19 protein-coding genes and 1 riboswitch are annotated in these 24,104 nt (G+C 44.0%); of the genes, 16 read left to right on the top strand and 3 right to left on the bottom strand.

The window, feature by feature from the left end:
• Positions 1 to 62: 62 nt before the first annotated feature.
• Positions 63 to 1,052: a class F sortase gene (locus UFB30_RS11235; protein ID WP_322421789.1), complete on the top strand. Its 990-nt coding sequence runs from the start codon at positions 63 to 65 to the stop codon at positions 1,050 to 1,052.
• Positions 1,053 to 1,242: 190 nt separating this feature from the next.
• Here the strand turns inward: UFB30_RS11235 and UFB30_RS11240 are convergent, their stop codons facing one another.
• Positions 1,243 to 1,812 (bottom strand): TetR/AcrR family transcriptional regulator, encoded by a 570-nt coding sequence (locus UFB30_RS11240; RefSeq protein ID WP_322421790.1) that lies wholly within the window; start codon positions 1,810 to 1,812, stop codon positions 1,243 to 1,245.
• 275 nt (positions 1,813 to 2,087) lie between these two features.
• On the opposite strand from UFB30_RS11240, the gene UFB30_RS11245 reads away from it, so the two are divergent.
• Both UFB30_RS11245 and UFB30_RS11250 read left to right on the top strand, forming a co-directional pair.
• Positions 2,088 to 4,028, top strand: coding sequence for an efflux RND transporter permease subunit (locus UFB30_RS11245; protein WP_322421791.1), 1,941 nt, complete (start codon positions 2,088 to 2,090; stop codon positions 4,026 to 4,028).
• Between the two features lie 2 nt (positions 4,029 to 4,030).
• On the top strand, positions 4,031 to 5,848 hold the full coding sequence (locus UFB30_RS11250) for a YhgE/Pip domain-containing protein (protein WP_322421792.1): 1,818 nt from the start codon (positions 4,031 to 4,033) through the stop codon (positions 5,846 to 5,848).
• Between the two features lie 38 nt (positions 5,849 to 5,886).
• Here UFB30_RS11250 and ytvA read toward each other — a convergent pair whose 3' ends face one another.
• Positions 5,887 to 6,669, bottom strand: a complete 783-nt coding sequence (gene ytvA / locus UFB30_RS11255; RefSeq protein WP_322421793.1) for a YtvA family blue-light photoreceptor — start codon at positions 6,667 to 6,669, stop codon at positions 5,887 to 5,889.
• Positions 6,670 to 6,881: 212 nt separating this feature from the next.
• Between ytvA and UFB30_RS11260 the strand changes: the two genes are divergently transcribed.
• The gene (locus UFB30_RS11260; protein ID WP_322421794.1) at positions 6,882 to 7,103 is read left to right on the top strand and encodes a transcriptional regulator; all 222 of its coding nucleotides are present in this window, start codon (positions 6,882 to 6,884) and stop codon (positions 7,101 to 7,103) included.
• Between the two features lie 57 nt (positions 7,104 to 7,160).
• On the opposite strand, the gene UFB30_RS11265 is transcribed toward UFB30_RS11260, so the two are convergent.
• Entirely contained in the window at positions 7,161 to 8,339 is a 1,179-nt protein-coding gene (locus UFB30_RS11265; protein WP_322421795.1) for an MFS transporter, read from the bottom strand.
• A gap of 166 nt (positions 8,340 to 8,505) precedes the next feature.
• Here UFB30_RS11265 and UFB30_RS11270 point away from each other — a divergent pair, with 166 nt between their 5' ends.
• The 12 genes from UFB30_RS11270 (at position 8,506) to UFB30_RS11325 (ending at position 24,080) form a co-directional block, all read left to right on the top strand.
• Positions 8,506 to 9,264 (top strand): MerR family transcriptional regulator, encoded by a 759-nt coding sequence (locus UFB30_RS11270; RefSeq protein WP_322421796.1) that lies wholly within the window; start codon positions 8,506 to 8,508, stop codon positions 9,262 to 9,264.
• 114 nt (positions 9,265 to 9,378) lie between these two features.
• Entirely contained in the window at positions 9,379 to 9,831 is a 453-nt protein-coding gene (locus UFB30_RS11275; RefSeq protein WP_322421797.1) for an SRPBCC family protein, read from the top strand.
• A 94-nt stretch (positions 9,832 to 9,925) separates the two neighbouring features.
• A riboswitch (SAM riboswitch) is annotated at positions 9,926 to 10,033 on the top strand.
• 140 nt (positions 10,034 to 10,173) lie between these two features.
• Complete coding sequence (locus UFB30_RS11280; protein WP_322421798.1) at positions 10,174 to 11,475, top strand: Na+/H+ antiporter NhaC family protein; 1,302 nt, start codon at positions 10,174 to 10,176, stop codon at positions 11,473 to 11,475.
• A gap of 274 nt (positions 11,476 to 11,749) precedes the next feature.
• Positions 11,750 to 14,167: a GH32 C-terminal domain-containing protein gene (locus UFB30_RS11285; RefSeq protein WP_322421799.1), complete on the top strand. Its 2,418-nt coding sequence runs from the start codon at positions 11,750 to 11,752 to the stop codon at positions 14,165 to 14,167.
• A 377-nt stretch (positions 14,168 to 14,544) separates the two neighbouring features.
• Positions 14,545 to 15,888, top strand: a complete 1,344-nt coding sequence (locus UFB30_RS11290; RefSeq protein WP_322421800.1) for a glycoside hydrolase family 68 protein — start codon at positions 14,545 to 14,547, stop codon at positions 15,886 to 15,888.
• Positions 15,889 to 15,900: 12 nt separating this feature from the next.
• On the top strand, positions 15,901 to 17,235 hold the full coding sequence (locus UFB30_RS11295; RefSeq protein ID WP_322421801.1) for a glycoside hydrolase family 68 protein: 1,335 nt from the start codon (positions 15,901 to 15,903) through the stop codon (positions 17,233 to 17,235).
• A gap of 180 nt (positions 17,236 to 17,415) precedes the next feature.
• Entirely contained in the window at positions 17,416 to 18,273 is an 858-nt protein-coding gene (locus tag UFB30_RS11300; RefSeq protein WP_322421802.1) for a PRD domain-containing protein, read from the top strand.
• A gap of 367 nt (positions 18,274 to 18,640) precedes the next feature.
• Complete coding sequence (locus UFB30_RS11305) at positions 18,641 to 20,431, top strand: L-lactate permease (RefSeq protein ID WP_322421859.1); 1,791 nt, start codon at positions 18,641 to 18,643, stop codon at positions 20,429 to 20,431.
• Between the two features lie 6 nt (positions 20,432 to 20,437).
• Complete coding sequence (locus UFB30_RS11310; protein WP_322421803.1) at positions 20,438 to 21,157, top strand: (Fe-S)-binding protein; 720 nt, start codon at positions 20,438 to 20,440, stop codon at positions 21,155 to 21,157.
• Between the two features lie 14 nt (positions 21,158 to 21,171).
• A complete protein-coding gene (locus UFB30_RS11315; protein ID WP_322421804.1) occupies positions 21,172 to 22,599 on the top strand; it encodes a LutB/LldF family L-lactate oxidation iron-sulfur protein in 1,428 nt (475 codons plus the stop codon).
• Complete coding sequence (locus tag UFB30_RS11320; RefSeq protein ID WP_322421805.1) at positions 22,596 to 23,288, top strand: LutC/YkgG family protein; 693 nt, start codon at positions 22,596 to 22,598, stop codon at positions 23,286 to 23,288. Before UFB30_RS11315 ends, UFB30_RS11320 begins: the two co-directional genes overlap by 4 nt.
• 78 nt (positions 23,289 to 23,366) lie before the next feature.
• Positions 23,367 to 24,080: a FadR/GntR family transcriptional regulator gene (locus UFB30_RS11325; protein WP_322421806.1), complete on the top strand. Its 714-nt coding sequence runs from the start codon at positions 23,367 to 23,369 to the stop codon at positions 24,078 to 24,080.
• Positions 24,081 to 24,104: the final 24 nt, after the last annotated feature.

Below are 24,104 nucleotides of genomic sequence, written 5' to 3' on the forward strand. Positions count from 1 at the left end.
GAATAGTTGGAAGAGCGGTCTGAACCGCTCTTCTCTATTCTTATAAATGGAGGAATGAAGCCATGAAGAAAAAGCTTTTTGTTCTTATAGCAGTAGTGATTCTGCTTAGTGTGGTCAGTTATCAGGCGATTGCAATGAACCAGTCAAAAGAAGAACCACAATCAGCTTCAACAGATGAAACGCAGGATCTGAAAGAAGAAATAGAAGAAGAAACGGCAAAGCAGACAAAGGCAGTTGCTCATAAAGGAGACGAGTTTGTTCTTCTTGACTCTTTAAAAAAACGTCAGACAGAGCTTGAAGAACAGCTAAAGATTCAAGAAGAGGGAATTAACCCTGCCCGTATTCAGATCCCAAGTCTTGATATCGATACAGGGGTCATTCCGGTCGGCCTGCTTGAAAATGGTGAAATGGAAGTGCCAGAGGAAACAGATGTAACCGGCTGGTATAACCGCGGCGTGCAGCCTGGTCAGACAGGGAACTCTGTCATTGCAGGTCACGTCGACAGTAAGGAAGGTCCTGCAATTTTCTTTTATTTAAAAGATATCGAGCCGGGTGCAGAAATTATTGTGACTGATGAAAATGGTGTTGAGCTTACTTTTGAAGTGAAAACGAAAGAAAGCTATCCGACGGATGAATCGCCGATCGAGAAAATATTTGGTCCGTCTGATAAAAGAAACCTGAACATCATCACCTGTACCGGTACATTTGACCGCGAGCAGCATTTATATCCGGACAGACTGGTCGTCTACACAGAACTCGTTTCTGAAGAAGAACCCACTGACCCGTTAAAAGTCACTGCAGCACCTGAGAACGTTGAATACGAAGCAGGCTCAGTGACATGGTACGCGGTCCGCAATGAAACAGTGATCGGCTACCGCGTCTATAAAAAGTCAGAACAGGATCCGCGCTTTGTACATGTCGCAAGCGTGTCAGCGCATGAGCGGAAAAACTATTATGATCCGGATGCCGCTGCAGGTGACCAGTATTATGTCACTGCTGTGAATTTGAAAAATAAAGAGTCAGCTCCATCGAAAAAGGTAGAGGGGAATTGAGTGTGACCGCAAAGCGCCGGGGGTGCTTTGCGGTTTTTTGAATGTGAAGATAATAGGGGAATTTAGCGGTCGGATGGGATAGGTCAAAAGTTACTATTCCATGAACCAACGCGATTATTCTACGAACATCAGCTGATATTCCACGAACAACCGCATTTTTCTACGAACCGAACCCGCCGCTCCAATCAACTCACTTCTCCAAATAAGAAAGCCCCTCATTCACAAAACTGTTAATCAGCACTGCGAGCTCCTGAGACGGCTGATCGAGATCATTTGCCAACCATTCTTTAATCACGTGAATGGCACCACTCACAACAAATGTGCTTAAGTATTTAGATTCCGCCTGCCGGATCCCATTGTCATTCATCAGATTATTCATCATATAAAGTCGGGTGAGTTCCATCACTTTTTTCTCAAATGCTGAAGAGCCGTTTTGACTGAGCAGCGCCTGGATAATATCTTTATGCTCAATCATATAGTCGAGGATCTTCTCAGTAATCTTCAATGCTTCTTCATCAAGCTCTGTTGTGTATCGCTGCAGGTACCGTCTCATATCCTCAACAATTTCCTCTTCAATTTTATGTAACAAATCAAAGTGATCCTGGTAATGTGTGTAAAAGGTGGAGCGGTTAATATTCGCGATTGCACAGATTTCTTTTACAGTCACGGATGAAATCGGCTTTGATCCAAGCAGCTGGATTAAGCTGTCCTTCAATACTTTACGCGTATACTTTTTACGGTGATCGAGTTTTTCAGTCATCCAAATGACACTCCTTATGTTAAAGCTTTGTGAATATCCAACACTTAATAGACGTTGTGTTGGATAACTGACAGAACGAAACAGACTGTCTGTTGAATACCCAACACGGTGTCAATATAATATTAGAGTGTATGAAAGTGCTGCGCAAGAGAGGATGACGCTTTATCGACTGGACGTCACAGGTAATAAAACATAAAAAAAGTATTGTAATCATCTTTTTTATACTGACGATTGTGAGTGCGGCAGCCCAGTTTGCTGTCTCAGTGAATTACAATATGGCAGATTATCTGCCGGATGATGCACCGTCCATCGAGGCTGTGGACATCATGCAGGAAGAATTCGATGAGCCGATGCCAAATGCAAATGTGATGATTAAAGATGTAACCATTGCTGAGGCGCTGGATATAAAAGAACAGTTAGCAGAGATTGACGGGATCTCAAGCGTCACCTGGCTTGATGATGTGATGGATCTGACGGTTCCGCTTGAAATGGCGGATGAAGAGATGCTGTCATCCTATTATCAGGACGGAGCGGCCCTCATTTCTGTCACGATTGAAGAGGAACAGGAAGTTGCTGTTACGAATGAAATTTATGACCTGATCGGCGATGAAAATGCGCTGACAGGTGAAGCAGTAACGACGGCGGTTTCCCAGCAGATGGCTGGAGACGAGTCTATGTATGCTGCGCTGCTGCTCGTTCCAATCATTATCATCATTCTGATTTTATCCACGAATTCATGGATTGAACCGGTCTTCTTTTTAACTGCGATCGGAGTATCAATTCTGATTAACCTTGGAACAAATATTTTTCTCGGGGAAGTTTCATTTATTACACAGTCAGTTGCCCCGATTCTCCAGCTCGCCGTATCGCTGGATTATGCAATTTTTTTACTCCACAGCTTTGCTGATTACCGTAAAAAGGTTGATGATCCAACGACAGCAATGAAGCTTGCGATGAAGCGCTCTTTCCCGGCGATTATTGCAAGTGCCTCAACAACCTTCTTCGGGTTTATGGCGCTGACTTTTATGGAGTTTGGGATCGGATCAGATTTAGGTGTGAATCTTGTAAAAGGAATTCTGCTCAGCTTTATCAGTGTCATTATTTTCTTACCGGCGCTGACGCTAATGTTTTATAAATGGATTGATAAGACGAAGCACCGTCAGTTCATTCCTGATTTTAAGGGTGTCGGTACACGAGTCATGAAGCTTCGTATCCCGAGTTTAATCTTAGTGATGTTGCTGATTGTGCCGGCCTTTTTGGCACAGAGCAATACAACGTTCATCTATGGAGCGGGGGAGCACCCTGACAACACGCGTGCGGGGCAGGATGCGATAGCAACAGAAGAGGTATTCGGAAAGGAAACCCCAATGGTGCTACTTGTTCCTGCAGAGGACCGCGGAACAGAGGAGGAGCTGGTGCGGGAGCTTGAGACGCTCGACAATATTTCCGGCATCATGTCTTATGTGAATGTGGCCGGTGCAGCGGTCCCGCCTGAATATCTGGATGAATCAGTCACCGACCAGTTCTACTCAGAGAACTATGCGAGGATTACGATTTTTGCTGAGACGGAAACGGAAGGGGATGCAGCCTTTACACTAATCGAAGAGGTAAAGGAAACAGCAGACAGTTACTATGATGACACACATCTGCTTGGTGAGAGTGTCACGCTGTATGATATGAGAGAGATTGTTCAAAAGGATAATACGTTTGTGAATATCATGACAGTGGTGACAGTCGGACTTGTCCTGCTGCTGACATTCCGTTCTATATCCATTCCGGTTGTGCTGCTGATTACGATTCAGGCGTCTGTCTGGATTAACCTGGCGATTCCGTATTTTACGGATGCACCGCTCGTCTATATCGGCTACCTGCTGATCAGTACAATTCAGCTTGCTGCAACGGTGGATTACGGCATTCTTTTCACAGAGAATTATTATAAGCTCCGGAAGGAAATGACGGCGCTTGAAGCGATCAAAAAGACGATTGATGATAAGCTGTTTGCGATCTTTGTGTCAGCTTCCATCCTCTCAAGTGTCGGCTTCATTCTCTGGATCACCTCAACAAACCCGGTTGTCTCATCAATCGGATTGCTGCTCGGACGCGGGGCACTGTTAGCCTTTATCATGGTTGTCTTTGTACTGCCGGCACTGCTGGTGGTTTTCGATAAAGTCATTGAGAAAACAACGTGGAAAGCAAACTTTTTTAAGGGGAAATGACAATGAAATTTAAACGAACAAGCGCAGGATTCGCAGCATTTCTGCTGACCATGCCAACCCTTCTAGTCTCGGCGGAAACGCAGAATACTGTTGAAGACAATGAACAGGCAGGAGAAGGCGCTTTTGATAAAAAGACAGAAGTCGTCTATGCGACCCTGGACGCTGCTGGGGAGCAAAAGGACCTTTATGTCGTCAATAACTTTACCGTAAGCGAATTCGGGGAAATCACGGATTATGGTGATTATACAAGCATACAAAACCTGACTGACCTGACTCCGATTGAGCAGCAGGAACGGGAGATTACACTGAACGCACAGGAAGAGGAGTTTTACTACCAGGGAAATCTTGAGAACCGCGCACTGCCATGGGATTTTGATATCAGCTACACGTTAAATGGTGAAGCAGCAGATGCTGACTCATTAATTGGTCAGGACGGGGAACTCAACATTCAAATCGATTCCTCAAAAAATGCTGATGGTGAAGCACTCTTTTTCAACAACTACATGCTCCAGATCACGCTGACATTGGATGCTGATCGCTTTAAAAATATTGAAGCACCTGATGGAACGATTGCAACTGCCGGTAAAAACAGGCAGGTGACGTTTACCGTATTGCCTGAAAAAGATGAAAGCTATCAGGTGAGTGCGGAAGTAACGGATCTTGAGATGGAGGCCATTGAAATTGCTGCGGTTCCATCATCCATGTCCATTGATGCGCCTGATACAGCTGAAGTCAAAAAGGAAATGACGTCACTCTCTGATGCGACAGCTGAAGTGAATAATGGGGTTGGCGAGCTGCAGTCCGGCATTGCTGAACTGAATGACGGAACAGCAAGCCTGTATGACGGCTCTGCACAATTCCGGGATGGGATCAGCCAGCTTTCACAAAATGCAGGCGGACTGAACGAAGGATCTGCTTCGATTCAACAGGCGATAAATCAGATGAGTGAATCCGTCGGAGCAGGCATTGACGACGTTGATACAAGCCAGTTCAGTGAGCTGCCGGGTGCATTCAGACAAATTGCCGGGGGACTTGAAGAAGTGGAAAGCGGGATGACAGACTTGAGCGGAAGCTATGAGCAGGCTTACCACGCATTTGATCAGGCGATCGCAGCAGTTCCTGAACATCAGGTCAGTGAAGAGGAAATCGCAGCGCTTTATGAAAGTGGAGCAGATGAAGCAACAATTAATAAGCTTGTTGAAAGCTATCAGTCATCACTTGCTGTAAAAGAAACCTATAGACAAACGCAGGAAGCCTTTGCAGCCGTACCAGGTGCACTTTCGGGAAGCACTGGCGCTTTAAGGGAAATGAGCAGTCAACTGTATTCAATTGCTGACCAGCTTGAAAACGGTCTGGCTGCAACCAATATGGATGAATCCTTAGGTCAACTGCAGCAGGGTTTAGCAACGCTTGCTTCAAACTACTCAGAGTTCCATTCAGGACTGACTGAATATACCGGAGGCGTCAGTGACCTTGCAGGTTCATATGGCGAACTTCATAGCGGAATCGGCGGACTGACAGGCGGTACAGAGAAGCTTGAAACCGGAGCTGGCGCGTTATACAGCGGCACTTCAGAACTTGCATCAGCAACAAGCGAACTACCTGACCAGCTGCAGGAAGAAATTGATGCGATGCTGAGTGAATTTGATAAATCCGATTTCGAGCCGGTTTCTTTTGTATCTGACCAGAATGAAGATGTTGAATCTGTCCAGTTCGTCATTAAAACAGACAGCCTGAAGAAGGAAGATGCAGATGAGACGGAAGAGGAAGCTGAGGAAGAGAAGAGCTTCTGGGACCGTTTGGTAGATTTGTTCAAATAATATCACAGGCCTATCTGACAAAATCAGATAGGCCTGTTTTAATCAGTATGGTTAATAAAGGCTAATGCAGTTTTTACATTGCTGAATGTAGTAAGAGATTTCATATCTGCCTTTAAAGCAGTCATTTTTTGAGCAAGTGAGGGCTGGATGCCTGTAAATATAGCACTTGTGCCGGTGATCGATATCAATCTCTCGAGATCAAACAGGTGATTGACTGCAATCTCATCAATTTCCACGAGACCCGACAAATCAATAATCAGATAATTGTCAGTCGTGTTTTGAAGATAGATCATGACATTATCAATCAGCATGTGGTATCGGCGCTCGTTTAATTGACCAATCATTGGTAGAACAGAGGCTGTATCACTGACGGGAACAATAGGGGTAGACATTTGCTCCATTTCCTTCACATTAGCCTTAAGCTGATCTTTTTGCTGCATATTTTCAGTGATATCTTTCTGAACACCGACAAAATAGACTTTGTTATCTAAATACAACGGATCTATAAATAACTCATTCCAGAAAATTTTATTCCCTTTCGTGTAATTCAGGATTTGCACATTTACAGATTCACCGGCTTTTATCCCATCTCTCAGCTTTCCAATCGTTGCTGAATCAGTTTTTTCACCCTGGAGAAAACGGCAGTTCTGTCCAAGCACCTCTTCTTTACTGTAGCCTGTCATATCCAAAAAACCTTTATTCGTATAAATAATCGGATTGTCAGGCAGTGAGGAATCTGTAATGATCAACCCTGCTCTGGTGTAATCAAGTGCTGTTTCTATGAACCTTGCAAGTTCCTTGTTGTTTTCAGATAATATCAATCTCTTCACCTGCTTCATTATGATCCATTCAGTTCATATTATTGAACTAAATGCTGATAGAAAATATAATATGATAATTTTTACCCATTTTCCATTCTTTTTAACCTTTCGGGAACAAAAATAAATAATGAACGCTGAGTACCTTCACAGCAGCTTTTCAGTTTACATTAAGAACGTTTGTTCGTATAATGAAAGTACAAGGAGGAATGATCATGAAAGAGAAATTATTCCGCTACTGGCAGCAGGGTCTTACAGTTAAAATAATTTATATGAAAAGCGATGGCGTCTGTTCTGAGCGAAGAGTGCGGATCAGAAAGCTTGGGGAAGCTTCATTTACTGCTTACTGTCTGAAGAGAAGAGCTGTGCGTACTTTTCACTATGACCGTGTTCTGTCAATTAAACCAATGATAAAAAAGGAAAAACTGATTATCTGAGTATTTTTAAGAGTCCTCCCGTAAGCGGATGCTTCAAAAGGACTCTGCAATTACATATTACTGTTCTCTTTCTTCTTCGATTCTCCTGATCTCTTCATACCGCTGGCGCTGTCTGTAGCCATAGGTGGAAGACAGGACAACTTCTTCGTCTTCAAGGGCTGAACCGAGTGCGCCGATAATTGTGGCAATACTCGTTGCTGTCCAGGCAATATAGAAATAATTCACGTACCCGACATCCGGGGAAACCTCAGATTGCAGCAACCCCATTGGAATAAATAAAATCACCGCAAATGAAAATAAAACAAACAGCAGCAAGTAATAAAAACAAACAGACGTAAAGAGTGTCAGAAACGTTGAAGCATTATAAAGCTTCCTGAGATGTGATGCTTTTTCGGTGAACTGCTTTTTCTCCCACAGCTGATGCGCTGAGATAATCCAGAATACCATTGCAAGGATTGAGATGTTTGAAAGCAGGAACATCCTCCAGACGCTGTATTCATTGCTCAGCATCCACAAGGTCGGAAACACCAGTGCATAAGCGCCGGTTGTAAAAGCAAGCATAATGACTTTCTTGAATGATGAAAACATGACCCATGGCTTATTAGCACGGACCATACCGGTTAACAGACGCAAAGCACTGCCGGAGTATGAATTCACTTTAAATCTCACATCAATATTTTCTGTATCTTCAGGTGTTTCTCTTTTAATTGGTGATACTTTATCAAACCCTTTTCTGCCTAACAGCCTCTTTGGATTTCTTGTTTTTAGTTCTTTATCTTCTGTCTGATCCTTCTTTTCGAGCCTTTGTTCAGCTCTTCTCCGGCCCTCATCAGACGTTGTATAAAACATTTCATTTACAAGCTGCAGGATTGAATCCCTGACTCTGCGTGCAAGCGGAACTGCGCCAAGACCAGGCAGGCTGATTAAAGCAACACGCTCCTCTTCATATGCTTCTGCGATAATCGCTTTTTTACCCTGAAGCAGTGGAAGGTCTGTAATCGCTACTGTAAAATTCCATTTGTTCTCGTCTCTCAATGATAAAATGGCCCTCATCACTTCTTCAGACTGATCAGTGCCACCTGTTATAGAATCAATTGAGCAGTCTATTTTCCAGTGCCGATGATCATCAACATAATAATCCAGCAGTTCAGGCAGGTCAGCTTTCAGCGAATCAATTAATTCTTTTGGATATCCCGGTGCCGCGATCAAGCCTACTGTATAATCAGATCCGCTCATTTTCTCACCCCGCAAATTCTATGTATGTCTTACTTCTTTAACCTAAAATGAGGGTGTTAAAAACGCTCATTTCCAATTTATAATATTTATATAAAAAAATATGATTATATCTGTTGACCTTCACGCAACGTAAAGCCTTATGCTTAATCTGTCAGGAGGGGTTTAGATGGAATATACAGTTCAGCAGCTGGCAAAGCTGTCCGGTGTGAGCGGCCGCACACTGAGATATTATGATGAGATTGGTCTGTTAAAGCCTGCGAGAATCAGTTCCTCAGGTTACCGGATTTACAGTCAGAAGGAATTGGATCTGCTGCAGCAGATTCTCTTTTACCGGGAGCTTGAGGTGAGCCTTGAGGAAATTAAAAATATCATTCATCACCCGGATTTTGATCTGATCTCAGCTTTGCAGCAGCACGTTGAAAAACTGGAGGAAAAGCATACCCGTCTTGAACAGATTATTTCAACCGTAAAGAAAACGATTGAAAGCAAAGAAGGAGGTACTCCAATGTCAGATCAGGAGAAGTTTGAAGGATTTAAGAAAAAGATGATTGATGAAAATGAAGAGAAGTACGGAAAAGAAGTGCGTGAACAATATGGAGATCATGTTGTAGATGACAGCAAAGCCAAAATGATGGGGTTGTCTGAGGCTGACTTTAGACGGATGAATGAAGTGGAGAAAGCACTTTTTGAAGCCCTGAAGAATGGCTATGAAACAGGTGATCCTGCTTCGCCTGAGGCACAAAAAGCAGCTGCACTGCATAGGGAATGGCTGAGCTTTACCTGGCCAAAGTATACAAAAGAGGCGCATGCAGGTCTTGGGGATATGTATGTGAGCGACGAGCGGTTTACTGCGTATTATGACAAACACTTTGAAGGCGCAGCAGTATTTTTACGGGATGCGATTGATGTTTATACGGGAAAATGATATTGATCGAATAGTCATCTGCAGACGTGCAGATGACTTTTTAGGCTGTACCGACTCTATAGTTTAAAATAAAGATTAAGTTCAATTTATGGTAAAACGAAAGGGTGGACAGCAATGATCACATGGAAAGAAGAAACAATCATTACTGCGAACATTGAACATGTATGGGACTTATTCAAAGATAAAAACATCAAAAGAATTATGCCAAAGGTGTTATCACACGAGCTTGTGGAAGGTGAGGAGACTGTAGCTGGCGCAAAGCATCAGCAGCAGTACGGTGAGGGTAAACGCGTGGAGACTTATATTGTACATACCCTCGCTTATGAAGATTATGAAAATGAAAAGTTTAAGAAAGTAAACTTTGTTCTTGGCAAAGCCTTTGACACGACCTTTTCTTTTAAACTGGTAAAAGAAAGCGAACAGCAGACCAGACTCATCTATGAAGGTGAAAATAAGGGAGCTAATTTTATAGGCAGGGCAATGCTGAAATTTGCCGGTAATAAGCAGGATCATCAAGTTGTACTCGATTTCCTTAAAAGAGTAAAAAGTGAAGCGGAAAGTGCCTGAAGAGAGATTGAATATTCTTAATTTAAATGATTGTATTGACTTATCCGAGTGAATCACTTATATTTCAACAATCAATAAAAACTTCATAACCATCTTCTTATGATGAGAGGCGGAGGGACTGGCCCTTTGAAGCCTCGGCAGCGGACTCGCAAGTTGAGTACTGTGCCAATTCCAGCAGGCGTTTTTGCCTGAGAGATAAGAAAAGTTGTTTGCTTATACAAGCCTCTTCTTTTTCTTATTGGAGAGGTTTTTTTGTGTCCTGAAAAACCTTTCCAACGTTTAATTCACCCCGGAGTGGGTACATTCAGCAGGGCACGATACTATTTCAGGAGGCTCGGACAAATGAATCAGGAGAATATTCAAAGCAATCCGCTGGCACTTATTCCGTTCGGCGTATTCATTTTACTTTTTATCGGATCAGGTATTTTAACAGGCGACTTTTATTTCATGCCTGTATTAGTGGCATTGTTCACAGCGATTTTAGTGGCAATGCTCATGAATAGAAAAACAGATTTTCAGACGAAAACGATGCAGCTTGCAAAAGGTGGCGGACATCCGAACATTATTTTGATGGTTGTGATCTTCCTTTTAGCCGGAGCTTTTGCTTCAGTAGCAGAGGGAGCTGGTGCGGTTGATTCAACCGTTAACCTTGGACTGTCACTGCTGCCGCAGAATCTGCTCATTGTCGGTCTGTTTGTGATCGCATGCTTTATCTCAATTTCAATGGGAACGTCAGTCGGAACAATCGTTGCGCTGGCACCAATTGGTCTTGGACTTTCAGAACAGACAGATATCGGTGTGGCGCTTGCTATGGGTGCAATCGTCAGTGGTGCAATGTTTGGTGATAACCTGTCAATCATCTCTGATACGACGATTGCAGCAGTTCGCACGCAGGGAACAAAAATGAAAGATAAATTTAAGGCGAATATCTTTATCGTATTACCGGCCGCCATTATTACAGCGATCATTTTTGGTGTGCTGACAACCGGCAACAGTGCTTCAATTGATGGGGATAACCCATATAATTTAGTTCAGGTGCTGCCTTATCTCGGTGTATTGATTTTTGCTGTAGCCGGAGCAAATGTGATTTTGGTGCTGCTTGGCGGAATCATTTTTGCAGGAATTGTTGGTCTTGCGCTCGGACAGTACAGCTTTATGGACTTAATCGGTCTGATTGGTGATGGCTTTACAAATATGCAGGAGCTCGCGATGATCGCGATTCTGCTTGGTGGACTAGTGGAGCTGATCAGAGCAAACGGGGGAATTGAATCCCTGCTTCAGGCAGTAACGAAACGTGTGAAGACGAAAAAAGGCGGGGAAGCCGGTATTGCAGGGCTTGTAAGTACAGTAAACCTTGCGACGGCTAACAACACGATTTCCATTATTACTGCTGGACCGCTTGCAAAGCAGATTGCAGATGAGTATGACATAGATAAACGAAGGTCAGCGAGTTTACTTGATATTTTCGCGAGCTCTGTGCAGGGTGTGATCCCTTATGGCGCGCAGCTTCTGGCTGTTGCAGGGGTCGCTGGTATTTCGCCGGCTGAGATTGTACCGTATTGCATTTATCCGATTCTGATTGCATTGTCAGGTGCAATTGCGATCGCGATTCAATATCCGAGATTTATAACAAAAAATGATTAGATGAAGGTCTGCCTGGCAATTAGTTAATCACTGACTGCCAGGCAGACTTTTTTAATTGAAAGGATCCCTGTTGTGGAAGAGCACAATCAGTGCTATTTTCTCTTTATTCTTGAACCTTTCTATCCGAGCTGTTAAGATTTAAAGCAATTTGATAATCTCATACAGCAGGATTGTGACTGATAAGCAGGCAAGACCTGAAAACAGGAAGAGACCATTAAGGATCTTCCATGTTTTCGGGTCTTTTTTATTTCGCATAATCAGGGAGGAAGAAAGAATGGATAAAAAATGGTTTGTATTAGCTGGAGGAGCAGGTGTTGCAGCGACGATGCTGATATTGTCACAGCAAACCGATCAGCCTGTTCCGGATCAAGAACAGGAAAGGACGCAGGAAGTGAATGAACGGTCAACCGAAAGAGTAGAAGATGCACCGGCACCCACTCATGTATTAAGTGAGGATGCGCTTCATCAATGGGCGTTTAATGAAGCACGCGGGATTGCTGCTAAGGATGTTGGCTTGGATCAGCTTGATGATGTAACAGCAGCAAAGCCGTCAGGTCTTGAATGGAAAAGTGGTATTGATCATGGTGCTCTGCTATTTGATGGATATTCCAACTGGATGGAGAGGCCTCCTGAGAATGTTCAGGTGCCTGAAGGGTCGTTTTCTATTGAAGCATGGGTAGCACCGAGAGCCTATGAATGGGGAGATGAAGGAAAAACTTCTGCAATCATCAACCAGCATGACAGGGAACAGCAAAAAGGTTTTATCGTTGGAATGGGGAGACACGGTTATGTTACCTTTCAGCTTGCCCTGAACGGGGAGTGGCATGAGCTCTGGTCTCCGGCAGGAAAAGTGTTGCCAAAGGATCAATGGTCGCATATTGTTGCTCAGTTTGACCAGAAGGCAGGAAGAGTCCAGATTCTGATCAATGGGAAAGTCGTTGCTGAAAAAGAAGTATCTGCTGATATGCAGCTCACCCCTGCTGAAAATATACCGCTGCAGGTTGGAAAACATAATCAGGCAACTGCAGTTTCTGAAGTATTTCAGGCAAATATGTTTAATGGTCTTATGGACAATGTTTCGATATATGGGCGTGCTTTTTCGGAAGAAGAAATTTTGCAGCAGGTCAATGAAGTGAAAAATCAATACAATGGTGAGCTGCCGGCACCTGAGACTTCTTATGATCGAACTGTCTATCGAGGAGATCGTTATCGTCCGAACTATCATTTTACGGCACCACAACACTGGATGAATGAACCCCATGCGCCGATTTATTATAATGGTGAATATCATTTGTTCTATCAGTTCAACCCTGCAGGCCCATTTTGGCATCAGATTCATTGGGGGCATGCAACGAGTGAGGATATGATTCATTGGGAGGACCGGCCGGTAGCCCTGAGTCCGACTGAAGGAACTGTAGCCAGGGATGGTGTCTGGTCGGGCAGTGCTGCTTATGATGAAAATGGTGTGCCGGCTCTATTCTATACAGCCGGACACGATGAAATGATCCCTAATCAGATGACAGGTATAGCCAGACCAGGAAACCCTGATCATGCAAAGCTGGATGAGTGGAACATGAATGCTGACGCTGTCACTGTTCAGGAGGAAAACCTGACTACGCCTGAGGGGAAAGTGTTATTTGGGCAGTTCCGGGACCCTTACGTCTGGAAAGAGGGCGACAAGTGGTTCCAGCTTGTAGGGTCCGGAGTTGAAGAAGCAGGAGGAACTGCACTCTTATACAGTTCAACTGATATGGAGAACTGGAATTATGAAAAACCGTTCTTGATTGGAGATAGTATGGAATTCCCTAAAACGGGTGATGTGTGGGAGCTTCCATTCCTGGTGCCAATTAAAAACACTAAAACAGGTGAGGAAAAACATGTCTTTATGATCAGCCCGTATTACATGGAGTCCAGTCCCTATGCAGCGCGATTCACCTTTTACTGGATTGGCAGCTGGGATGCTGAGACAATGACATTTACACCGGATCATCAGGAACCGCGTGAATTTGATTATGGAGAGCATTTCACCGGTGCGCAAGGGTTTGTCGATCATGAGGGGCGCAGTCTGGTCACGAGTATTTTGCAGGACCGGCGCTCCGAGCAGGATAAATATGAATCCGGATGGGCGCACGGGGCAGGAATGCCGATCGAGTTATTTCTGAATGAAAAACAGGACCTGGGGATTAGTCCAATTGAAGAAGTCGCTTCTCTCAGACAAAAAGAACTTGTCTCAATTGAAAATGCCACAATGAAAGAAGCAAATGAAGCATTGCAACATGTGCAAAGTGACCAGCTGGAAATCGAACTGGAGTTAGACGTCAGCGATACAAAACACGCAGGGTTAAAAGTACTGGTATCACCTGGAAACGAAGAAGAAACTTTTTTGTTTTATAACAACGAAGACGGTTCCTTCAATATTGATCGAGGCCGCTCAAGTCATAATCCGGACATTGAAAAAGGTGTTCAGGGGGGGCCGGTAGAATTGAATGGGGACACTTTATCACTGAGAGTTTTTGTGGATAAATCTATTATTGAAGCTTATGCTAACAATGAAAAAAGCATTTCATCACGTGTTTTTCCGGAGCTTGAAGAGTCTAAGGGAATTGAAATTTATGGGATTGAAGGTGCACCAAAAGTAAATAAATTATCGGTTTGGCAAATGGAAGAAGCGATACCTGAAGAGCGCGATTAAAATGAGCTAAATGTCTGATCTTTTTAATTTTCTGAAAAACCTTTCAGAAATGAATTGAAAGCGGTATGCAAATGACGATAGCCCCCCTTCCTGGATTAAAATGAATAATTTAATTTGTATTTAATGGGAATTTAAGATGAAAATACACATTTATCAGGAAAGGTATAACCGCCTATTGAATTGTGAACAGTAAGTGACTAGAATGAGAAACGTAAATCAATAGCGCGGGATTGTGACTGGAAAGCAGGCAAGACCCAAAATGTGAAAGAGGATAACAACGCCCTTTTTAATAGGCGTCCTCTGACCATTTTGGGTCTTGTTTTTTTATTTTCTAATGAGCACTCCTGTACATAACAACTAAATGGAGGATGAGAAAAGTGGGAAACACAAAACGTAAAACAAAAGTAATCGGCAAGCTGATTATTGCCGGTGTGCTGACTGTCAGTGGTTTGACAGCTATTCCGGCGCAGGCAGAAAGCAATGCAGCGTATGATACATCCGTATGGTCACGTCAGATGGCTGAAAAGGTTGAATTAACAAAGGACAATACAGCACCGGAAATTGACACAGACTTTGATCTTGTCGCACCCGATCACTGGGTATGGGATACATGGCCGCTTCAAAACCGTGATGGCTCTTTAGCTAAAATTAAAGGATACCGTGTGGCATTTGCTCTTGTTGCACCGCGTAATCTCGGATGGGGTGCACGTCACACAGAAGCACGTATCGGCATGTTCACGTCTAAGAACGGAAAAGACTGGACTTATCAGGGGATTCCTTACGAATATGAAGAAGCACTTGGTCATATGCAATGGGCCGGCAGTGCAATGTTAGATGAAGAAGGTAAAGTACACTTTTTCTATACGGCAACAGGCGAAAAAGAAAACTGGCAGCAGGATAACTGGGAGAGAACTGCTCCACAGAAGCTTGCTAAAACGACATTTGATATAAGTGCAGATAAAGAAGGCGTCCATTTAACAAACGAAGGTGAGCATGAAATTATGCTTGAGGCTGATGGTGAGTATTATGAAACAATTGAGCAGGCAGACAGCCCGATTATTACTGCATTCCGTGATCCTTACTTCTTTCAGGATCCTGCAACTGGTAAGGAATATATTCTGTTTGAAGGTCAGACTGGAGACAACTATGACTATCTGAAGCCTGAAAACATCGGTGATGAAGAGTATCGTCAAACAGCTGATGTTCCAGCAGGAGCTGAAAAATACAACGGAAATATCGGGATCGCAGAAGTGACAGATGATGATGCCTCAGAGCTTGAAATGATGCCGCCACTACTAGAATCAATTGGTACAAACCACCAGATGGAACGTCCTCACATGGTAGTGAAAGACGGAAATTATTATTTGTTTACAATCAGTCACACGTTCACGTATGCACCAGGTCTTACCGGACCGGATGGTGTCTACGGTTTTGTAAGTGAAGAGGGAATGTTTGGTGACTATGAGCCGATGAATGAGAGTGGGCTGGTGATTGCCAATCCTGAAGACAACCCTTATCAGGCATACTCGTGGAACATTCTTCCAGACTTCCAGGTGATCAGCTTTATTAACGAGCCACGTGATGAAAACGGAGAAGTGCAGTTTGGAGGAACATTCGCTCCGACACTTCAAATTGAAGTTGATGGTAAGACTTCCACAATTACAGAAGAAAGAAAACATGGCGAGATCAAACCGTTTGGCTCATATAGCAAACAATACTAAGGAGGAAACTTCATGAAAACAAATCATAAAAAATGGTTATCTGTTACACTCGCAGCAGGAGTTGTTCTATCAGGTTTTGCAGCACCACAAGTAAGTGCAGAAGGTGAGTCAGAAACGTCTTACTGGACGAGAGAACAGGCAGAAAAAATTGAACAGAATGAAGATAATACACTTCCTTACACAGATGTCAGTGAGCTTGAAAAGTTTGCAGAAGGTTATCATGTATGGGATTCATGGCCATTAACAGACCGCGATGGAGAGATTGCCAGAATTAAAGGGTATCAGGTTCTTTTCGCTCTGACAGCACCTGATGATGTCCTGCCGGGCAAGGTACATGATATTGCACGTATCCGTTATTTCTATTCTAAAAACGGTAAGGACTGGGAAATGGGCGGCACACTATTCCCGGATGGCGCATCTCTTGGATCACGTGAATGGGCTGGGTCAGCTATCATGGACGATGGCAAAATTCATGCATTTTACACAGCAACCGGTCGCCGTGGCGAAGAGGCATCTACTTTTGAACAGCGTCTTGCAATGGCAACAGGAGACATTACAGCAGATAAAAATGGTGTTCATTTTGACAACTGGGGAGAGCACAAAATCACGCTAGAGCCGGACGGTGAATACTATCAGACGAAAGAACAGGCACAAAATGGAGAAGGTGGCGGTTACGCCTTCCGTGATCCGCAATGGTTTAAGGATCCAAAAACGGATAAAGAATATATTTTGTTTGAAGGAAATTCAGGCGGTGCTGTTGATGAGCGAACATTTAAAAAAGAATTTGCAGGCAGCGATGAATACTTAGCCGAAAATCCGGTTCCTGAGGGCGCAGTGCATGCAAATGCCAATATCGGGATCGCTGAGGTAATTGATGGAGATCCATCAAACCTTAAAATGATGCCGCCTCTTTTAGAAGCAAATTATGTGAATGAAGAATTAGAACGCCCGCATATTATCGTAAAGGACAAGCAGTATTACTTATTTACTGATACTCATGTTAATAAGTATGCTGAAGGAATTTCCGGCCCTGAAGGACTTTATGGATTTGTATCAGATACACTGATTGGTGGATATGAACCGTTAAATGAAAGTGGACTTGTTCTTGCAAATCCGGAAGAGAATCCATACCAGGCTTATTCATGGCTTGTGCTTCCAAGTTTAAATGTTGTTGGATTTGCGCACTTCGGTGATATTGGTGACTTATCTATTGGAGACTTGGGCAATCAGCCTGCTGATTATCAATTCGAGAAATTTGGCGGGACATTAGCCCCGACAGCAAAAATTTCGATTAATGACGATACGACTGAGTTTGTAAAACAATATGAGCAGGGTTGGATCAAATAAGAAGTTTACTAAGAATGGTTTACTAATGGATGCTCCATTAGTAGGCCATTCTATTCGTCTTTTATCAGGTTCTTTTGGATCTTTTTATGATTCAGTAAGAACGTTACGCTTATTTCCATTCATACAGGGTAGTAATGAAAAGTTGTTCGAACCAAAACAAACAGGTAGCAGGTGAAAGAAATGAAGATTAAAAAGATCTTGAATAACAGTGCTGTTGTCATAAAAGATTCGGATGGAGAGAAGATCGTGATGGGTGAAGGAGTCGGCTTTCAAAAGCGCAAAAACGACCTGGTCAGTCCAGCAAAAATAGATAAAGTTTTTACCATGAATCAATCAAATGATCATCAGAAATTTGAAGAAGCCTTCAAGCAATTTCCTGAGCAGCATATATCTCTTGCGCGTGATATTCTGAGCCAAGCAGAAAAAGATCTGCAAATTAAAATTAATCAATATGCATACCTCAGTTTTACCGATCATTTATCCTTTGCAATTGAAAGAATACAAAAAGGGTTTATTGTAGAAAATGCGCTGCTTGATCAAATCAAAATTCTTTACAGAAAAGAATATGAACTCGGGCTGTGGGCAAAAAACTACATTAAAGAAAAAACAAATATCGATATTCCTGAAGATGAAGTCGGTAATATTGCTTTGCACCTGCATACTGCCAGAATGAAAATAAATGATATGTCATCAACACTCGATAAAACTGCAACGATTCAGGAGATTACATCAATCATTGAGAACAGGTTCAACATTAATATTGTCGAGGATTCACTGTCGTATGAGCGTCTTTTATCACATTTACAGCTATCTTTAAAACATTTATTTTCTGATGAACGCGCTCATCAAATGGATGCACAAATGAGTACATTACTAAAAAATCATTTGTCGGAGTCCTATGATTGTGCGCAGGAAGTAGGCAGATTCATAGAAGAGAAATATAAAAAGCCTTATCCGGAAGAAGAGATCATCTATATTGCTATGCATATTGAACGGTTTTACACGAGATCTTTGAAAACGGGAAAAGTAAGGTTATAGCAACGAAAAAGAAGTGTGTTCAACGATGAATACACTTCTTTTTCTGGAATTATATGAAAGTTGGCTGAAAAGAGAGAAAAGCGTATAGGTCAAATTACATGATTCTACGAAACCAGGCCATTTTTTCTTCGAACATGGTCAATTTTTCTCCGAACCATGCGTGTTATTCTGCGAACCACCGCCACGATTCTCCGACATCAGCTGTTATTCCACGAACCCCACACCATTACCACCACCCAAAAATCCCCTTGCAAAATCCCAACACCTGTAATAAGATTGAAAGCACTTACATATAAGGTCATCAGATGACCTTATGACACCATTTGCATTGAACAAAGGGATTACGACGACAAAGGGGATGATGAGTATGGCGCTTGGGACGCTGGCACTGTTTGCTATGGTGCCGATATTGACGGTATTGGTTTTTCTTGTGGTGTTGAGGTGGCCTGCAAAGTATGCGATGCCGCTTGCGTTTGCGGTGACGGTAGCAATGGCTTTATTTGTCTGGGATGTGCCGGGCAACCAGATTGCAGCAGCGAGTACAAAAGGGGTTGTGACGGCACTTGAAGTGTTGTTCATTGTATTCGGTGCAGTACTGATGCTGAATACGCTGAAGGAAAGCGGCGCGATTCAGACGATCAGGCAGGGATTTATTGATATTTCACCTGACAGACGGATTCAGGCGATTATTATCTGCTGGCTGTTCGGTTCTTTTATTGAAGGGGCATCAGGATGGGGAACGCCTGCTGCTGTGCTGGCACCGCTTTTAGTGGCAATCGGATTCCCGGCGATGGGGGCTGTCATGGTGGCGCTGATTATTCAGTCGACGCCAGTTTCGTACGGAGCGGTTGGTACACCGATTCTGATCGGTGTGTCATCCGGACTGACGGGGTCAGATGCTGTTAATGCCGAGGCTTCAGCACTTGGTGTGAATTTCAATGAATACATACAGATGATCGGCGGTCAGGTGGCGATTTTTCACGGCATTGTCGGACTGCTGATTCCGCTTTTTATGGTCATGATGCTGACATTCTTCTTTGGGGAAAAGAAGTCGCTGAAGGCTGGGGCGGAGGTATGGAAGTTTGCGCTGTTTGCGGGACTTGCTTTTACCATTCCATATGCACTTGTGGCAAATCTGCTTGGACCTGAATTCCCGTCATTGTTTGGCGGATTAATCGGTCTCGCGATTGTTGTTCCGGCTGCGAAAAAAGGGTTTCTTTTACCGAAAACGCAGTGGGATTTCCCGCCTGAATCTCAATGGGATCCTGACTGGTCAGGGACACTTAAGGCGGACAGCTTAAAGCCTGCGTATATTTCACCATTTAAAGCATGGTTCCCTTATATTTTGATGGGGCTGCTGCTGGTATTAACGCGGCTTGGAACTTTGCCGTTTGGTAACTGGTTAAAAACGCTTGAACTCTCTGCATCAGAAATATTCGGTACACAGATTTCAATTGTCAGTACACCGTTGTTTTTGCCTGGGTTCATCATGATATTGATGTCTATTATGGGATATTTCCTTTACAGTATGAATAAGGAAACTTATGGAACAGCGGTTAAAAATACGACAGTGATGATTATCAGCGCTGCGCCGGCACTGCTTTTTGCGGTTCCGATGGTGCAGGTATTTATTAATTCAGATGTTAATACGACAGGATATATGAGTATGCCGCTTGTACTTGCTGAAGCGGTATCAGCCATGATGGGAGAGAACTGGCCGCTTGTTGCGCCTGCGATCGGAGCCCTCGGCGCATTCGTTGCAGGCAGTAATACGATCAGTAATATGATGTTTTCCATGTTCCAGTTTGGGACGGCTGAAAATGTCGGGCTTACCCCGGCAATTGTTGTAGCACTTCAGGCAGTCGGCGGTGCAGCAGGGAATATGATTTGCGTGCATAATGTTGTCGCAGCATCAGCGACAGCAGGCCTGATTGGAAAAGAGGGCGCTTTAATCAGAAAGACGCTGATTCCGACTGCTTACTATGTGATCTTTGCCGGAGCGATTGGCTATATCGCGTTAAATGGGCTCGGGTTTAACATTGGAACCATGATCGCAGCGGTTGTGGTGGTTACAGTCATTTCTATCATTGTAAAAGGACTTCGGGAAAAGGATTCGGAATCTGCTGTTGAAGTCAGACAGCAAAAATTTGGAGGTTGATTGGATATGAAAGTTTCACTTTTTATCACATGTTTAGCGGATGTATTTTATCCGGGGGTTGGGAAAGACACAGTTGAGGTGCTGGAGCGGCTCGGATGCGAGGTGGATTTTCCCGAGAAGCAGACGTGCTGCGGACAGCCTGCATTTAACAGTGGCTACCACAAGGATACAAAGAAGGTCGCAAAGCATACAATTGAAACTTTCTCCCACTCAGACTATGTCGTACTGCCATCCGGTTCGTGCGCGTCAATGATCCATGAGTACCATGAACTGTTGAAGGATGAACCGGAGTGGCAGGCGCGTGCGAAAGCATTATCAGAAAAAACATATGAATTTACGCAATTCCTGGTCCATGTATTAAAGGTCGAAAAGGTAGACGCAAAGCTTGAGGCAAACGCAACGTACCACACATCATGTCATATGACGCGCCTGCTAAAAGAAAAAGAGGCGCCATTCCGACTGCTTGAAAATGTAGAGGGACTAAATCTGGAAACACTGCCAAACAGAGAGGCATGCTGCGGTTTCGGCGGTACCTTTTCAGTGAAAATGGCGCAGATCTCTGAACAGATGGTGGATGAGAAAGTACGGCACATTGAAGATACGAAAGCAGAAGTGTTAATCGGCGCAGATTGCGGATGTCTGATGAATATCGGCGGCCGTATCGAACGGAAAGGTAAGCCTGTCAAAGTGATGCACATCGCGCAGGTATTAAATAGCAGAGCGTAAAGGAGCTGAATGAAATGGGCGTAAAAATTGGCGATCCGGATTTTAAAAAGCGGGTGGATAAAGGCTTAAAGGATACTTTTATGCGTGATGCAGTTTCTTCAGCACAGGAGCGTCTGAAGAATGCAAAAGGGAAAGCCGAAGAGGAGCTTGGAAACTGGGAAGAGTGGCGTAACCTTTCTGAGGAAATCAGAACGCATACGCTTGAAAATATAGATTATTATCTGTATCAGCTGAGTGAAAACGTCAGCAAAAACGGCGGGTCTGTCTTCTTTGCTAAAACGGCAGAGGAAGCAAACCATTATATTACTGAAGTTGCTAAAAAGAAAAATGCCAAAAAAGTCATTAAATCAAAGTCGATGGTAACGGAAGAAATCAGCATGAATGAAGCACTGGAGAAGGCTGGCTGTGAAGTGATTGAGTCAGATCTCGGTGAATATATTCTGCAGATCGATGACCATGATCCGCCATCCCATATTGTTGCGCCGGCGCTTCACAAAAATAAAGAGCAGATCCGCGATACGTTTCGTGATAAAAAGGGATACACCAATACCTCCAATCCTCAGGAACTCACGCTATTTGCACGTGAACAGCTGAGAAAAGAATTTCTTGAAGCAGATATTGGTGTGACCGGCTGTAACTTTGCTGTAGCGGAATCAGGCAGTATCTCGCTTGTCACAAACGAAGGGAATGCGCGTCTTGCTACAGCGCTTCCTAAAACACAGATCACAGTCATGGGTATGGAGCGCGTAGTCCCGACATGGGAAGAGCTTGATATTTTAGTGAGCATGCTGTGTCGCAGTGCAGTTGGTCAGAAGCTGACAAGCTATGTAACCGGACTGACTGGTGCGAAAGGCGAAGGCGATCTTGACGGACCGGACGAGTTTCATCTGGTGATTGTCGATAACGGGCGTTCAAAAATCCTCGGCACGGAATTTCAGGCAGCACTTCACTGTATCCGCTGTGCGGCATGTATCAATGTATGTCCTGTGTACCGTCATGTTGGCGGTCATTCTTACGGTTCCATTTATCCGGGACCAATCGGCGCTGTATTGACACCGCTTTTGGAAGGATATGAGGATCATCAGGAGCTGCCTTATGCGTCCACGTTATGTGCAGCCTGCACGGATGCCTGTCCGGTAAAAATTCCGCTGCATGAGATGCTTGTCATGCACAGACGTAATATTGCAGAAGAAAAACGTACAACATTATCTGAAACGCTTGCGATGAAAGGATTTGGTATGGTCGCGAGTTCACCGTCACTTTTTAATATGAGTACAAGAACCGCGCCGTTTATGCTGTCTCCATTTACAAAAGAAGGTTCAATCAAAAAGGGGCCGGGCCCGATGAAACCCTGGACAGATGTCAGAGATTTCCCTGAAACAAGTAAAGAACGTTTCCGTGACTGGTTTAAATCACGCGACGGGAAAGGAGACGCACAATGATACAAAACCGGGAAAGCTTTCTATCACATCTGGCAGAACAGCTCGGACGTAAACCGCGTACTGAAGGGGTTGTGCGGCCAGACTACAAACACAAGCCGCATCTGGAAGTGATGAAGGGATATTCGAAGGATCAGCTTGTCGAAGTGTTAAAAACGCAATGTCTGGCGATCCACACTGATTTTAAACAGACGAAAAAAGCTGAACTGACTAATGTGATCGATCAGGTGCTTGAAGAATATGATGCTGAGTCTGTGATTACATGGGATGATCCCCGCTTTGAAGCGTTTGGTCTGAATGATTTTCAGTCAAGAGCGTCAGTCGATGTCTGGCGTGCTGAAAACGGCAGTGATTCAGTAGAGCTTGCTGAAAAAGCGGATGTAGGGATTACGTTTTCAGATTACACACTTGCTGAATCAGGAACGGTTGTGCTGCTGAGTGAGAGCGGGAAGGGCCGTTCTGTCAGCCTGTTGCCGACTTATTACATTGCGATTATTCCAAAGAGCACACTTGTGCCCCGGATGACGCAGGCAACGACTGCGATTCACCAGATGGCTGAAAGAGGCGAGCGCGTTCCATCCTGTGTGAATTTCATCAGCGGACCGAGTAACAGTGCTGATATTGAAATGAGTCTTGTAGTTGGTGTGCACGGACCGATCCGTGCGTGTTATATCCTCGTTGATGATGAGTAAGACCAGAGACCGGCTGAGACAGAAATCAGCCGGTCCTGTGCTATAATAAGGATACTAGAATCAAACGGGGTGCAGGATATGGCGTTTAAACAGGTACAGACAAAAAAGATATCAGAAGTAATCCGTGAACAGCTGGAAGAGATGATCCGCAGAGGAGATTTCAAGCCGGGAGAAAGGCTCGATTCAGTTGAAAAGCTGGCAAAGGAATTCAACGTCAGCCGCTCAGCAGTGCGTGAAGCACTCAGCGCCCTGCGCGCCGTCGGACTCATCACGATCCGTCAGGGAGAAGGCACGTTTATTAATAAATTCGATTTCTCTGAACTAATCGCACCGGTGGCAGACACATTTATCTCAAAGCAGGAAATGCTGGAGCTGTTTGAAGTGCGGAAGATTCTTGAGGCAGGTGCAGCAAAGCTTGCCGCTGAAAACCGTACAGATGAGCATTTAGCTGAAATGAAACAGGCACTTGCTGAAATGGATGCTGCTGGTGGCAATCAGGATCTCGGTGAAAAAGCCGATGTGAAATTCCATCTGGCGATTGCTGAAAGCTCAGGTAATAACCTGCTGAAGGATATGATGCATCAGATGGCAGAGACACTGGGTAAAACGATGTATGAAAGCAGAAGGATTGCTTTATTTGCTGATCAGGAGCAGTTTAACAGACTGCAGGTCGAGCACAAGGCAATTTTTGAGGCAGTCAGCAGCAGAAATGGCGGAGAGGCTGAACAGGCGATGCTTGAACACCTGATTAATGTAGAGCAGACATTGATTAATTTTCATGAGAATAAATGAACTGAAAGCAGCCGCAGTATGGTG

Origin of the sequence: Jeotgalibacillus haloalkalitolerans, from assembly GCF_034427455.1 — a bacterium.
In the GTDB taxonomy this organism is placed as follows: domain Bacteria; phylum Bacillota; class Bacilli; order Bacillales; family Jeotgalibacillaceae; genus Jeotgalibacillus; species Jeotgalibacillus haloalkalitolerans.

Excerpts from the sequence above, each read along its gene's own strand:
- UFB30_RS11235 (WP_322421789.1), top strand. The coding sequence starts at position 63 with ATGAAGAAAAAGCTTTTTGTTCTTATAGCAGTAGTGATTCTGCTTAGT.
- UFB30_RS11240 (WP_322421790.1), bottom strand. The coding sequence starts at position 1,812 with ATGACTGAAAAACTCGATCACCGTAAAAAGTATACGCGTAAAGTATTG.
- UFB30_RS11245 (WP_322421791.1), top strand. The coding sequence starts at position 2,088 with ATGGCAGATTATCTGCCGGATGATGCACCGTCCATCGAGGCTGTGGAC.
- UFB30_RS11250 (WP_322421792.1), top strand. The coding sequence starts at position 4,031 with ATGAAATTTAAACGAACAAGCGCAGGATTCGCAGCATTTCTGCTGACC.
- UFB30_RS11260 (WP_322421794.1), top strand. The coding sequence starts at position 6,882 with ATGAAAGAGAAATTATTCCGCTACTGGCAGCAGGGTCTTACAGTTAAA.
- UFB30_RS11265 (WP_322421795.1), bottom strand. The coding sequence starts at position 8,339 with ATGAGCGGATCTGATTATACAGTAGGCTTGATCGCGGCACCGGGATAT.
- UFB30_RS11270 (WP_322421796.1), top strand. The coding sequence starts at position 8,506 with ATGGAATATACAGTTCAGCAGCTGGCAAAGCTGTCCGGTGTGAGCGGC.
- UFB30_RS11275 (WP_322421797.1), top strand. The coding sequence starts at position 9,379 with ATGATCACATGGAAAGAAGAAACAATCATTACTGCGAACATTGAACAT.
- UFB30_RS11280 (WP_322421798.1), top strand. The coding sequence starts at position 10,174 with ATGAATCAGGAGAATATTCAAAGCAATCCGCTGGCACTTATTCCGTTC.
- UFB30_RS11285 (WP_322421799.1), top strand. The coding sequence starts at position 11,750 with ATGGATAAAAAATGGTTTGTATTAGCTGGAGGAGCAGGTGTTGCAGCG.
- UFB30_RS11295 (WP_322421801.1), top strand. The coding sequence starts at position 15,901 with ATGAAAACAAATCATAAAAAATGGTTATCTGTTACACTCGCAGCAGGA.
- UFB30_RS11300 (WP_322421802.1), top strand. The coding sequence starts at position 17,416 with ATGAAGATTAAAAAGATCTTGAATAACAGTGCTGTTGTCATAAAAGAT.
- UFB30_RS11305 (WP_322421859.1), top strand. The coding sequence starts at position 18,641 with ATGGCGCTTGGGACGCTGGCACTGTTTGCTATGGTGCCGATATTGACG.
- UFB30_RS11310 (WP_322421803.1), top strand. The coding sequence starts at position 20,438 with ATGAAAGTTTCACTTTTTATCACATGTTTAGCGGATGTATTTTATCCG.
- UFB30_RS11315 (WP_322421804.1), top strand. The coding sequence starts at position 21,172 with ATGGGCGTAAAAATTGGCGATCCGGATTTTAAAAAGCGGGTGGATAAA.
- UFB30_RS11320 (WP_322421805.1), top strand. The coding sequence starts at position 22,596 with ATGATACAAAACCGGGAAAGCTTTCTATCACATCTGGCAGAACAGCTC.
- UFB30_RS11325 (WP_322421806.1), top strand. The coding sequence starts at position 23,367 with ATGGCGTTTAAACAGGTACAGACAAAAAAGATATCAGAAGTAATCCGT.